The organism is Anaeromyxobacter sp. SG64 (assembly GCF_022690745.1).
Taxonomy (GTDB): domain Bacteria; phylum Myxococcota; class Myxococcia; order Myxococcales; family Anaeromyxobacteraceae; genus Anaeromyxobacter; species Anaeromyxobacter soli.
In genome coordinates this window covers 1-12,709 of the sequence record NZ_JALCZB010000113.1, presented here as the reverse complement: position 1 = coordinate 12,709, position 12,709 = coordinate 1, and the positions used below count along the sequence as shown (strand labels likewise).

Below are 12,709 nucleotides of genomic sequence, written 5' to 3'. Positions count from 1 at the left end.
GCGGGCGGGAGCCGCCACCCGGGCGCGGGCGCGGGGACGACGGGGGCGAGCGCAGGCCGCGTCTCGACGCCGCCCGCCGGCTCCGCCGGCGATGCCGAGAGCTGCGCGCCGGAGAGCGACAGCGCGGGCGAGGGCGTCGCGTTCGGCGGCAGGACGAACGCCGGTCCGAGCGCCCCCGCGAGGTCCGCGCGCAGCGCGCTCGCGCAGGGGTGGCGCGCGTCGGCCTCCTTCGCGCACGCGCGCGCGATCGCCGCGACGAGCCCGGGGTAGGCGCCGAGGTCCGGGCGCGGGTCGGTGAGCGGCGGCACCGGGCGCGTCGCCTGCATCATGAGGAGGGCGCGCGGCTCGTCGGCCTTGAACGGGTGGCGGCCGGCGAGCATCCGCCAGGCGATGAGGCCGACCGCGTAGAGGTCGGCGCGCGCGTCCACCTCGCCCCCGAGCGCCTGCTCCGGCGCGAGGTACTCGGGCGTGCCGACCACGACGCCGGCCTGCGTGGCGCTGCCGCTCGCGGGATCGGCGATCTTCGCGATGCCGAAGTCGAGGAGCTTCGTGACCTCGCGCCCGCTCGCGGTCCTGGCGAGGAACACGTTCTCCGGCTTGAGGTCGCGGTGCACGACGCCGAGCGCGTGCGCCGCCTCGAGCCCGGCGCACACCTGCCAGAGCACGGGGACGGCCTCCTCGGGCGACAGGAACCCCTCGCGCCGGAGCCGGTCGAAGAGGCTCTCGCCGGAGAGGAGCTCCATGACGAGGAAGAGCCAGCCGTCCGGGCAACGGCCGAAGTCGGTGACGCGCACGATGTTGTCGTGCTCGAGCGCGCTCGCGATCTCGGCCTCGCGCCGGAACCGCTCGACGAGGTCGGCCGACGCGGAGAGATCCGGGCGGAGGACCTTCACCGCCACGTCCTTGCGCAGGTGGACGTGGCGGGCCCGGAACACCGCGCCCATGCCGCCCGTGGCGAGGTGCGCGACGAGCTCGTACCGTCCGTCGAGGACGGAGCCGAGGAGCGACGCGGGCTCGAACCGGGCCACCTGTGGCTGTGCGGGATCGGACACCTGGGGCGGAATTCTACCCCACCGCTCCTTTTCCCGGCTCCGCGGCCGTGTCGGGTATCCGAGGGGCGAGGGCGTTGGGGGCGCCGCGCGCCACCTACACCGGCGTCCGGCGCGCTCGCCCGGCGCCGCGGCGCGCCGCGTCGCGGACGGCGTCAGGCGGCCTTCCCGCGGGGCGAGACCGCGGAGAGGAGGGCGCGCTCCAGGCGGGCCGCGACGTGGCTCCAGAGGAAGCGGGCCGCGACGCGGGCGCGGCCGCGCGCGCCCATGGCGCGGGCGCGCACGGGATCCGCGAGGAGGCGCTCGAGGGCGTGCGCGAGCGCGCCGGCGTCGCCCGGCGGGACGAGGAGCCCGGTCTCGCCCTCGCTCACGATCTCGGGCACCGCCTCGTGGTCGGGGCCGACGCAGGGCACGGCGCAGGCCATCGCGTCGAGGAACGCGAGGCCGAACGGCTCGCGCAGCGAGGGCATGGCGAAGACGGTCGCCTGCGCGAAGAGGGCGGGCAGCTCGTCGAGCTCCACGGGGCCGAGCCAGTGTCCCCCCTCGGGCAGCTTCGGCGGCGTGGGCGGGCCGGCCACGAGCAGCCGCGCGCGCGGCTCGAGCCGCCGCAGCCGCGCGAACGCCTCCGCGAGCACCGGGCCGCCCTTGCGGGCGAAGTCGCGCCCGACGAACAGGATCGTCCGGCCGTCGTCCTGGCGGGGCGCGTTTCCCGGGAAGGTGTTCGCGCCGGCGCCCACCACGCGGACGCGCGCCGGATCGACGCCGTAGTCGTCGGCGAGGGAGCGCGCGACGTTCTCGCTGAAGGTCGCGACGAGGCGGGCTCGACGGTAGAGCGCCGTCTCTCGCGCGCGCCAGGCCTCGCCGTAGTCCACCGGCGCGGCGAGCCCGGCCACCGGCCAGGCTGGGCTCCTCATCGCGAGCGCCCGCGTGTGATCGAGGAGGAGCGCGTACGGGTACGGGGCCGGGAGGCCCGGGGCGAAGAGCGCGCCGTTCTGCAGCACGACCTGGGGCGGCGGGTCGAGCGCCCGCAGCGCCTCGCCGGCGCGGAGCGCGTGGTGGTCGAACGCGTACGGCGTGTTCCAGCGGTGGTCGAGCGCGCTGCGCCCGAGGCCGAAGCGGGCGGCCGCGACGGCGAGGTTCAGGGCGAACGCGGGCGCGGGTCGGAGCCTTCGGCTCACCGGGTCGCGCGGCTCGAGATCCCCCGTCGCCTCGACGAGCCGGACGTCGTGCCCGCGCGCCTCGAGCGCGCGCGCCACCTGGTCGGTGACGCCGCTCTGCGCGCCGTAGTGGACGTACGCGATGGACAGCCGGCCCGTGCGCAACGCGCTCCCCCCGGGGGGAAAGCTGGGCCGCGAGGGAGGGGAGGGGAACCCGGCGCGGCCGGGGCGCGCCGGGGCCTTTCCGGGCGACTACACGCCGGCCGGGCGCTCGCCCTGGCGCGCCGTGACCACCGTGTGGATGCCGCCCCGGACGGCGAAGTCGCCCACGACCTCGATCCAGCGGGGCTGGATCGCCCGGACGATGTCGTCGCAGATCCGGTTCGTCACGGCCTCGTGGAACGTCCCCTCGTCGCGAAAGCTCCACAGGTAGAGCTTCAGGCTCTTCAGCTCCACGCAACGCTCCGCCGGGACGTAGCGAAGCCGGATGGTGGCGAAGTCGGGCTGCCCGGTCATCGGGCACACGCAGGTGAATTCCGGGCACTCCATCGAGATCTCGAACGGGCGCTCGGGCTTCGGGTTGGGGAAGGTGTCCAGCTCTCGGGAGGGCTTCGTCGGCATGGCGGCGTGGTTCTTTCGGGCGATGGAAGCCCGGATACGTCCTTCGTGTGGACTGTCGGGATTTCGAGGTAGGCACTGGAAAGTCTACCGGTGCCGGGGCCCCTGGATCGAGCCAAGCCCCTGTAACCCCGACCGTCGGGGCGAGGCAAGCGGATTGCTAGTGAGGAGAGGACGAGCACGCCACGCCGAATCGCCCCCACCGGAGGGACCATGAAGGCCAACCGCCGCCGTCGTTCCGAGAAGAGCACCGCTACCCGCCGGCTCGTCACTACCCTCGGTGAGCTGATCTCCGCCGCGTACGAGTCCGTTCCGGGGATGGGCGATCAGCGCCTGGAGCGCGCGCTCGAGCTTCTGACGCGCTCACCCCTCGCCCGTCACATGAACCCTCACGTGGAGTTCGTCCGCTAGCCGTCCACCCCCTGCGCGGCGCCACGCTCCGCCTGCGACCGGAGCCCTGCGCCGCGGACGGCCGCCGGCGAGACTTCACACCGACCGGGCCTGGCGCCACGCGCCGGGCCCGGCGCCTTTTCGGGATCCCTCGAGCTAGAACGCCGCGGCGAACGCGAGGACGAGCAGCACGAGCGCCTCGCCGGTGATGAAGCCCGACGCGAGCGGCGTCGCGTAGACCTCCTCCGTGCGCGGGCTGAGGCGCCGCCACAGATCCTGGCCGATCCCGCCGATCACCATCGGCACGACCGCGAAGCCCGGGATGAGCGCGCCGAGGCCGATGGCGGTCGGCGAGGGCACGTAGCGCCCGAAGCGCGGGTTCGACTCGAGGACCGTGAGCACCACCCCGACGACGAGGGCGATGACGAGCGCCACGAGCGCGCTCGTGGGGAGCGCGCCGAAGCCCTTCGAGAGGAGCTCGGCGAAGCCGGCCCACTTCACGGAGATGGGGGAGGTGAGCCCGCCCTCCCCGCCGATGCCGTACTTGGCCCGCACCGCCGGATAGGCGAACGCCACCGCCGCGGCGCCGACCGGGACGCCGATGAGCTGCAGGTAGGTGAGGTGGCGGTTCGTGGAGCCGACGATCCGGCCGGCCCGGTAGTCCTGCATGAGGTGCTCGCCGTTGGCGGCGACCGCGCCGCTCATCCCGGAGCCGATCATGTTGATCGGCACGTGCCCGGGCGCGAGCACCGCGAACACCGCCTGCATCACGTTCGCCATGGCCGAGATGGGCGCCCAGTTCGTCTCGCCGAGCACGCGGATGCCGACGAGCATGAGGATCATCGAGAGGAGCACCGACACCGCGGAGAGCCAGAGCGGGAAGCCGAGCGAGATCTTCTGCACGGCGGCGAGGACCACCCCGCAGGCGAGCGCGCCCCACACCACCCAGCGCATCGGGAAGTCGCCGCCCGCGTCCGCCTCCTTCCCGGAGAGGCCCTGGAACGTCTTCGCGATGACCTTCCACTTCAGGGCGAGGGCGGTGAGGCCGCCCGACACCATGAGGCCGGTCGCCGGCCACATGATCCAGCGCTGCAGCACCGCGTTGAAGGTGAGCTCCGGGACGAGGCCGCGCGCGAGGAGCGGCTCGGGCGCGACGATCCAGGCGAGCACCATGCCGAGCGCCATGGAGAGCGTGACGCGCAACCCGACGAGGATGCCCGCGCCGAGCGACAGCACGCCGAGCTCGGTTCCGACCCGCAGCGACTCGGCGTGCGGCGTGAGGAAGCGGAAGGCGAAGGTCTCCGGGATCCAGCCGAGCGACTGGCGGAGGAGGGTGAGGCCGGCCGAGACCGCGCCGCCTAACCCGAGCGCGGCGACCCGCGGGCCGGCCTGCTTCGGCCCCTCGTCGAGGACGAGCAGCGTCTCGCCGGCGGCGGTGCCGTCCGCGAAGGGGAGGTTCTCCTGGTCGATGTAGTGCTTGCGCAGCGGCACCGCGAGGAGCACGCCCAGGAGGCCGGAGGGCGCGAGCCAGGCGAAGATCTGCAGGCTCGAGAGGTGCAGGTTCATGAGCCCGCGCTGGTTCAGCATGTCGATGGCGGCGAGGACCACCGCCATGAAGCCGACGCCCGAGCCGGCGGCGGTCCCGGCGGTCTGGACGAGGTTGTTCTCCCAGCGCGTGCCGCGGCGGCGGGTGATCACGCCGATGATCGAGATGAGGATGAAGCCCAGGAAGGCGCTCACCACCGAGATGTTCGGCCCGTAGCCGATGCGCAGCACCACGGTCGGCTCCGCCGCGCCCATGAGCGCGGCGACGAGGACGGCGATGGCGATGGCGCGGGCGGTCAGCTCGCGCTTCGCCACGGCGGGCGGCAGGACGGGGGTGGCCGGAGTCGAGGCGGAGGGCTCGCGCATGCGGGGCGAGACTCTATCCCCGACCCGCCGGGCGGGCCATGGAGACCGCCGGGCCCGTCAGGGCGTGGCCCGCGCGCCGAGCGCCGCGGAGGAGGCCGGGATCCCCGTGGAGCGAGGCGGGACCGGCCCCTGGCTCCTCCGCGTCCGTGCCGGGGGCGCGACCGCCACCGGCGCGTCCGTCGGGGCGGCCCGGGCCGGCAGGTACAGGTGGTAACGCCCGTACGTCTCGGCGAGCCGGTAGTGGCGCGCGACCTCCCCCACCACGTCGAGGCCGAGGTTCCCGCGGTCGTACCAGCGCCGCGAGCCGGGCAGGTCGAGATCCTGGAAGAGGACGACCGCCGCGAACTCGTCGCGCCGGAGCTCGTCGAGGAGCGGGCGCGCGAGGTCGGGATCGCGCTCGGAGGCGAGGCGGAGCATCCAGGTGTCGAGCACGAACGGCCGCTGGCCCGCGACGAGCGGCAGGAGCGGGTCCTCGGAGAGGACGGTGCCTGGCGGGAGCGCGGCGGCGAGGGCGCGCAGCTCGCCGAGGCGCGAGCGGCCGAGGTCCTCCCGCGCCATCCCGGCGACCACGACGAGGCCCAGCGCGCAGGCCACCGGCGCGAGGCCCCGCGCGATGCTCCCGGCGGTGCCGCGCGCGCGCCAGGCGGTGCCGAGCGAGAGCGCCGCGGCGACCTCCACCTCGACGAGGTGGTTCACGCCGGTGCCGGGCGACGCGTACACCACCACCACCGCGGCGAGCGCCGCCCCGAGCCAGAGCACGGGCAGCAGGGCCGCGCGAGGGGTGCCGCGGCGAGAGGAACGCACGTGACCCCGGAGCCCGGCCAGCGCGGCGGCGAGGGAGGCGCCGAGCAGGCCGATCGCCGCCGGATCCTCGACGGCGATCTCGTGGGCGAGCCGGACCGGCGCGACGAGGAGATCGCGCGCCGAGCCGCCGCCCACGGCGGTCGCCTCCAGGAGCTCGAAGAAGCGGCCGGCCGAGAACGCGTTGGTCAGCCCGACCACCGCCACCATGCCGGCCGCGACGCCCGCCCCCAGGATGACCGCGGCCCGGCGCTCGCGCCGGAGGAGCAGCCAGGCCATCGCCGCCGCCGGGGCGGTGAGCGCGGTGGGCTTCGCGGCGAACCCGAGCGCGAAGAGGACCGCCGCCGCCGCGAGCGCTCGGCCTGACGGTCCGCGCGCGACGGCCGCGAGGCCGAGCGCGCCGAGCCCGACGGGCAGGAGGTCGTAGCGGCTGGAGGACAGCGAGTACTGCGTGGCGAAGGTACCGAGCGTGAGCGCCGCGAACGCCGCCGCCGGCGCGCGCGGGGTGCCCACGCGGCGGAGCAGGACGTACGCGGCGGCGACGGAGAGCAGCCCGGTCGCGAGCGACAGCGCGTAGCCGGCGACGATGAGATCGAGCCCGGCCCGCCGCAGCCCCGCGTGCGCCGCGAAGGCGAGCGGGAACCAGCGCGTCCCGCCGTAGCCGAGCTCGGGGTCGACCATCGGCCGGTAGAACCGGCCGTGCGCGAGGTCGTCGGCGAGCGCCATCCACGCTCCCGAGACGTGGTTGAGCGCGTTGCCGCTCTCCCACGCGGCGGGGAGGCGCGCGGCGGTGGCGAGGCCAAGCGCAGCAGCGGCGAGGAGGAGGATCCAGGGGTTCCCGCGGCGCATCACCTCGACGGTGCGCGCTCGGCGCTCCTGCGACGAGCCCGGCACGGGGTCATGGCTCCGACGGAGCCGCGACCGTGCGGGCGCGGCGCGTGGCGAAGAGGGAGATCCAGCCGGCGGGCAGCCAGCCGCGCGCCCAGGAGAGCCCGAGGTACGCCGCGGCGAAGGCGAGGCACGCGGCCGCGACGCGCAGCACGACCGGCGCCTCGAGCCCGCGCACCACCAGCCAGGCAGGCGCCATCCCGACGCCTGTCGCCGCGAGCTGGCGAGCGAGCGCACGCACCGGCAGGATGCGGGCGAGCGGCACCTCGAACAGGCGGGCCGCGCGATGCAGCATGAGCGCGCGGGCGAGCGTTTCGGCGACGATCCAGCCGCCGAGGGCGCCGATGGGCCCGGCGGCGCGCAGCCCGCCGACGACGAGCGGGACCGTGGCGGCGAGCTTCGCCGCCGAGAGCGCGACCATGTAGCCCGTCTGGGCGCGCGCGCGCATCACGCCGTCGAGCGGCAGCGCGGCCAGCGCCACGGAGAGGATGCCGAGCCGGAAGATCGGCACCGCCTCGAGGTAGCGGGCCGAGAAGAGGAGCTCGATGAGCGCCGGGGCGATGACGCCGAGGAGGCCCATGAGCGGCAGGAACGCGAACGCGAGCTGCTGCACCGCCTCGTGGAAGAGCGGCAGCCCGGCGCGCGGCGGCCGTCCGGCGCCCTCGACCTCGGCGAGCCCGATCTGGAGCAGCTCCGAGACGGGCGTGTACAGGATGTCGACGACCGGGAGCTGGAACGTGCCCACGCTGTAGACGGCGAACGCCGCCGCCGAGACCGCCCCCGCGACCACGTAGTGGTGGAGCTGCTGCTGCGGGACGATGAGCAGGAAGGCGGCGCCGAACGGCAGCGCGTAGGCGGCCTGGCGGCGGAGGGCCGGCAGGGAGGGGCGGAGCCCGTGCGCGCGCCCGAGCGCGGCGAAGGTCCAGGCCGCGCGGAGCAGGTGGGCCGCCGTGATCCCGACGAACACCGCCTCGACGGAGCCGCCGACGAGGGCGGCGGCGAGGATCGCCGCCCCGCGCGCGACCTCGGTGAGGAGCCGCGCCACCGCCGCCGCCCCAATGCGGCCGGAGGCGTTCCAGGCGATGTCGAGCGGCGCCCCGATGATCTGCAGGCCCGTGAAGGCGGCCACCCAGCGCAGGTTCCGCGAGAGCTCCGGGTTGTGGAACTGCCGGTCCACGAGCGGCGCGCACAGGAGGAGGAGCGCCGCCGCCGCGATCCCGAGGACGAGGTGGAACCAGAGCGCCTGCGCGACGTGCGCGTCGCGCTCGCCCGGCTCGCGCGGGACGAAGTAGTAGAGGCTCATCGTCATGCCCATGGGCAGCACGAGCGCGACGGTCTGGGCGAGGAGCCAGGCCTGCTTGAACGTGCCGTAGGACGCCGGCACGAGCACGCGCGCGAGCACCATCGGGACCGCGAGCGTGAGGAGCGCGCCGGCGAGGCGAGCCACGAGCAGCGGCCGGGCGCGGGTGAGGATCGACTCGGACAAGAAGGTGGCCTTCTCTCCGCCGCGAGACGAGGCGCAGTCGGGTCCGGGCGGGAGGACCCCGTCGCGGCGCGCGCCCGCGTCCTCGCGGGTGCGCAGGCCGCGAGCGGCTGCGCGAGGCGCCGGCCTTCGGCAGGCGCATTCCGCCATATCGTGCGCAGCCCGCCACGCCGCGGCGCGTGCCCGTTGGAAGGGCTTTCGCCGCGCGGGCGTCGAACCGTCGAGCCGCCGAGCCGTCCTTCACCGAGCGGTCGTCCACCCGGCGTGCGGCCAGGACGGCTGCTCGCACGGCTGTCGGGCGGGCCTCGGCGGCCGCCGACCCGCCCGCGCCGCGCCCGACCCGCTTGCCCGACCTGACCCAGAGTTCCGAGTTCCCCCCACGTCTCACGGCCCCACGGACGCCCAGGCCGGATCGTCCTCCACCTCCTCGCGCAGCCACTCCATGAGCGGCACACCGCCCGCGCTGAACGCGGCGGGGTCGCCCACGAGCGTGTGGGTCGCCCCGGGCACGAGGAACGTGCGCGCGTTCGGGAGCGGCGCGATGACCTCCGTCGCGAGCCGGCGGATGGCCGCCTCGAAGCGGGCGGGCTCGAGGAAGGCGAAGGTGCGGATGACCGAGTCGCGGGTGGAGGAGAGGAGCGCGAGGCGATCTCCCGGGTAGCGCGCGGAGAGCGTGGGGAAGATCTGCGACAGGTCCTCCGCGCAGCGCGTCCCGCACAGCGGCAGGAGGACCTCGTCGAGGCGCCAGCTCACGAACCAGGCGGCGCGCACCGCGGGAGAGAAGTCGTCCCCGACGAGCGGCGGGCCGGAGTCGTCCACGAGATAGCCGCGCGTCGCCGGCCAGCGGCGGCGGAAGCTGTCGAAGGCGAGCAGGGCGCCGAAGCCGCCTGCGGATGCGCCGCTCACCACCACCTTCGGCGGCGCCCCCAGGTGCGCGTCGAGCCAGTCGAGGGCGAGCGCGACGTTGATGCGGCCCTTGTGGAACCAGCGGCGCGGCGATCCAGGGTAGCGCTGGATCTCGTCTCCGGCGTGCACGTCGCCCGTGCAGTACGGCACGAACACGAGCGTGTAGCGCGCGAACGGGTTCCCCGGGGCGGAGCGATCGAGGATCGTGCCCGGGACGTCCGCCTCGCGCGCCGCGAACTCCGGGGCCGCGAAGGGGCCAGGCTTCGCGAGCCCGAGCGTGAAGCAGGTGAGCGCATCCCAGCACGCGCCGCCGCCGTCCAGGAAGACGAGGAGGTCGTCGCCCTCGCCGCGGTTCACCGCGATGCCGGTCGGCGATCCGTCGCTGCACGACGTCCCCGGCAGATCGATCCACCGCCACTCGTTTCGGGGGAGCTCCTCCGCCCGTGCCGCCGCGCCGCTGCTCCCGCTGCCGCCACCGCACGCGGCGAGGAGGCCGAGCGCGGCGGCGACGGCCGCCGGGCGCAGCCGGCGGACGAGCCAAGGTCGGGCCATGCAGGGAACGTTGGGCGCGGGACCCTCGCGCGCAACGCGGCGCGGCACGGAGCCGCGGCGGCCGGTCTCCACGTGAAGGTGACGCGGCCCCCCGCGCTCGCGTGGGAGTCGAGGAGAGCCTGCTCCGGCGTCGCGACGCTCAGAACTTCAGCACGAGCTTGCCGAAGCTCTCGTTGCGCTCCATCCGCTCGTGCGCCTCGCGGGCGCGCTCCGCCGGGATCACCGCGTCCACGATGGGCTTCACTCTGCCCGAGGCGACGAGCGGGAGGACGTCGCGCGCGAACGCCAGGGTGGCGGCGATCTTCTCCTCGAGCGGGCGGGGCCGGAGCACCGTGCCGACGAAGGTGGCGCGCGTGCGCATGAGGAGTCCCAGGTCGAGCTGGGCCTTCGGGCCGCCCATCGTGCCGATGACGACCACGCGCCCGCCGCTCGCGAGGGCCGCGAGGTTCTCCGCCGCGTACGGGGCCCCCACGAAGTCGAGCACGAGCGGCACGCCCCGCTTTCCGGTGAGGCGCCGCGCCTCGTCCGCGAAGCGCGGCTCGTCCTTCGAGACGAGGAGGCCGTGGTCGAGGCCGAGCGCGCGCGCCCGCTCGAGCTTGTCGGCCGTGCGGGAGGTGCCGATGACCGTCGCGCCGGCCGCCTTCGCGATCTGCAGCGCCGCGGTGGAGACCCCGGAGCCGATGGCGTGGATGAGCACCGGCCAGCCCGGCCGCAGGCCGCCGAGGGTGAAGAGCGCGTCGTGCGAGGTGACGCAGGCCTCGGGGATCGCCGCCGCGTCCTCGAAGGAGAGCGCGTCCGGGATCCGCACGAGCATCCGCTCGTGCACGACGGCGAGCTCCGCCTGCCCCTCGCCCGAGGCGATGGCCATCACCCGGTCGCCGGGCTTCCAGGCGGTGACGCCCGCGCCGACCGCGGCGACCTCGCCCGCGAGCTCGAGGCCGGGGATGTCCTCACGCGTGCCGGGCGGGGGCGGATAGAGGCCGCGGCGCTGGAGGAGGTCGGCGCGGTTCAGCGCGGCGGCGCGCACGCGCACGAGCACCTCGCCGCGCACCGGCGCGGGATCGGAGGTCTCGGCGAAGCGCACGATCTCGGGACCGCCCTTGCCGTCGAACAGGACCGCCTTCATGGAATCCTCCTCATGCCGGGCGCGCCGAAGTGACCGCTGGGCGCGCCGAAAGGTGCCTCGAAGCTCGCGCCATCCGCGTCGCGCGCCACGACGGCGCGCCCCGGCTCGAGGTGCGCGAGAGGATAGCGGTCGGCGCGTGGAACGGCGACCCGGTCGTCGTCCGGCGGGCAGGCCGGCGCCACGTCGAGGGCCGCGAGCGCCTCCGGCGGCTCGACGGCCACCGCGAGGAAGTAGCCGTTGTACGTGCCGTCCCACCACATCGAGAGCTCGGCCTCGGCGGTGGCCGCGCGGGCGGCGAGCTCGAGGAGCGCGGCGCGGAAGGCGCGGAAGGGCGCGGTGTCCGTGCGCGGATCGACGCCCGCCGCGGAGGGGTCGGCATAGCGCGCGCGGAGGTCCTCGAGGGCGAAGCGCAGGATGCGGGCGGGCACGCCGCGAGGATGCCGCGGACATCGGCGGCGCGCAGGGGAAAGTGCGGGCCGGCCTCGCGCACGGGGGTCGAGGTCGGTCGCGGTTCAGGGCACCCGCCGGTCAGCGGGGCGGGTCCCCCGCGCGCTCACCTCAGCGCGCCGTCGACCCCCACCACCACGTCCCTGAGCGGCAGCGCCTTCCCGGACGCCGCCACGGCGTGCCGGGCCGACATCGCGATTCCGCCGCAGCACGGCACCTCCATGCGCGCGACCGTGACGCTCCGGATGTCGGAGCACGTGAGGATCTCGGTGAGCTTCTCGGCGTAGAAGCGGTTGTCGTCGAGCTTCGGGCAGCCGACGACGAGGGCCTTGCCGGCGAGGAGCTCGTCGTGGAAGCCGGCGTACGCGAACGGCACGCAGTCGGCGGCGACGAGCAGGTCCGCGCCCTGGAAGTACGGGGCGGTCACGGGCACGAGGTGGAGCTGGACCGGCCACTGGCCGAGCCGGCTCTGGGCGGGGCCCGCGCCGGACCCGGCGCGGGAGGGCAGGGGCACGGGCACGGGGCGCGGCGAGAGCGTGCGCGGCCGCGACCCGGGACAGCCGGCGCCTGCGGCGGGGCCCGGGTCCGAGACGATCGACAGCCGCGGCCTCGGGCGCGGCGGAGGCGCGCTCGCGGCGGGTTGCGCCGGGTGAGCCGGGGCGTGGGCGTGCGCGTGACCCGGCGCGCCGGTCTTCTCGAGATGCGTCTTCACCGCCGCCTCGTCGAACGCCGCCGCCTCGCGCTCGATCACGGTGATGGCGCCCTGCGGGCACTCGCCGAGGCACGCGCCGAGGCCGTCGCAGAGGACGTCGGCCGAGAGCCGCGCCTTCCCGTTCACGAGCGCGATGGCGCCCTCGGCGCAGGACGGGATGCACTGGCCGCAGCCGTCGCAGCGCGCCTCGTCGATCTGAACGATCTTCCGGATCATGCGGTCGCTTATCCCATGTCGGGCGCCCGGCCGGTAGTCAGCGGACGCTTCGGGCCGAGGCCGCCCGCGCAGCCCGTGCGCGGCCCCGGACGCCGGGCGACCGCCCGCTCGCCTGGCCGAAAACTGGCCGGCGGCGCGGGCCAGGGCTACCCATCGAGCGGGCGATATCGGTGACCACGGCGACGGCGGAGATCACGGTCGAGGCGCTCGCGCACGCGGGGCGCGTGCTGTTCGGCCCGTCGTTCGCGCCGCACGCGAGCGCCTGGCGCGGCGCGCTGCGCGAGGCCTACCGGCGCCGCGCGCTCGAGACGCATCCGGACCGGGCGCGCGCGCTCGGCCGTCCCGAGGCGGAGCTCGCGCGGGAGTTCCGGGCGGTGGCGGAGGCCTATCGCGTGCTCTCGGCGGCGGCGCGGGCGCCGGCTGCGCGCGTCGTCCGGTCCGGCGCGCCCGCCC

12 protein-coding genes are annotated in these 12,709 nt (G+C 75.7%); 2 read left to right on the top strand and 10 right to left on the bottom strand.

Annotation, left to right across the window (positions count from 1 at the left end):
• From MNZ29_RS21370 to queF, 3 genes are all read right to left on the bottom strand, one after another.
• The coding region (locus MNZ29_RS21370; protein ID WP_242356652.1) for a serine/threonine-protein kinase at window positions 1–1,052 on the bottom strand (1,052 nt) is incomplete at its 3' end.
• Window positions 1,053–1,204: 152 nt separating this feature from the next.
• Window positions 1,205–2,371 carry a glycosyltransferase family 4 protein gene (locus MNZ29_RS21365; protein ID WP_242340997.1) on the bottom strand — a complete coding sequence of 389 codons (1,167 nt, stop codon included), beginning with the start codon at window positions 2,369–2,371 and terminating at the stop codon, window positions 1,205–1,207.
• 87 nt (window positions 2,372–2,458) lie between these two features.
• Complete coding sequence (gene queF / locus MNZ29_RS21360; RefSeq protein WP_242340996.1) at window positions 2,459–2,827, bottom strand: preQ(1) synthase; 369 nt, start codon at window positions 2,825–2,827, stop codon at window positions 2,459–2,461.
• Window positions 2,828–3,037: 210 nt separating this feature from the next.
• On the opposite strand from queF, the gene MNZ29_RS21355 reads away from it, so the two are divergent.
• Window positions 3,038–3,235 carry a hypothetical protein gene (locus tag MNZ29_RS21355; RefSeq protein WP_242340995.1) on the top strand — a complete coding sequence of 66 codons (198 nt, stop codon included), beginning with the start codon at window positions 3,038–3,040 and terminating at the stop codon, window positions 3,233–3,235.
• Between the two features lie 135 nt (window positions 3,236–3,370).
• On the opposite strand, the gene MNZ29_RS21350 is transcribed toward MNZ29_RS21355, so the two are convergent.
• The 7 genes from MNZ29_RS21350 to MNZ29_RS21320 all read right to left on the bottom strand — a co-directional run bounded on the left by MNZ29_RS21350 (window position 3,371) and on the right by MNZ29_RS21320 (window position 12,256).
• Window positions 3,371–5,125, bottom strand: coding sequence for an OPT/YSL family transporter (locus tag MNZ29_RS21350; protein WP_242340994.1), 1,755 nt, complete (start codon window positions 5,123–5,125; stop codon window positions 3,371–3,373).
• A 57-nt stretch (window positions 5,126–5,182) separates the two neighbouring features.
• Entirely contained in the window at window positions 5,183–6,820 is a 1,638-nt protein-coding gene (locus tag MNZ29_RS21345) for a glycosyltransferase 87 family protein (RefSeq protein WP_242340993.1), read from the bottom strand.
• Between the two features lie 4 nt (window positions 6,821–6,824).
• A complete protein-coding gene (locus MNZ29_RS21340; protein ID WP_242340992.1) occupies window positions 6,825–8,300 on the bottom strand; it encodes a lipopolysaccharide biosynthesis protein in 1,476 nt (491 codons plus the stop codon).
• A gap of 381 nt (window positions 8,301–8,681) precedes the next feature.
• Window positions 8,682–9,755: a pectinacetylesterase family protein gene (locus MNZ29_RS21335; RefSeq protein WP_242340991.1), complete on the bottom strand. Its 1,074-nt coding sequence runs from the start codon at window positions 9,753–9,755 to the stop codon at window positions 8,682–8,684.
• Window positions 9,756–9,894: 139 nt separating this feature from the next.
• Window positions 9,895–10,881: an NAD(P)H-quinone oxidoreductase gene (locus tag MNZ29_RS21330; protein WP_242340990.1), complete on the bottom strand. Its 987-nt coding sequence runs from the start codon at window positions 10,879–10,881 to the stop codon at window positions 9,895–9,897.
• The gene (locus MNZ29_RS21325; RefSeq protein ID WP_242340989.1) at window positions 10,878–11,309 is read right to left on the bottom strand and encodes a hypothetical protein; all 432 of its coding nucleotides are present in this window, start codon (window positions 11,307–11,309) and stop codon (window positions 10,878–10,880) included. The genes MNZ29_RS21330 and MNZ29_RS21325 overlap by 4 nt, the downstream gene beginning before the upstream one ends.
• Before the next feature lie 125 nt (window positions 11,310–11,434).
• Entirely contained in the window at window positions 11,435–12,256 is an 822-nt protein-coding gene (locus tag MNZ29_RS21320; RefSeq protein ID WP_242340988.1) for an ATP-binding protein, read from the bottom strand.
• Between the two features lie 170 nt (window positions 12,257–12,426).
• On the opposite strand from MNZ29_RS21320, the gene MNZ29_RS21315 reads away from it, so the two are divergent.
• A partial coding sequence (locus MNZ29_RS21315; protein ID WP_242356649.1) for a J domain-containing protein occupies window positions 12,427–12,709 on the top strand: 283 nt, incomplete at its 3' end.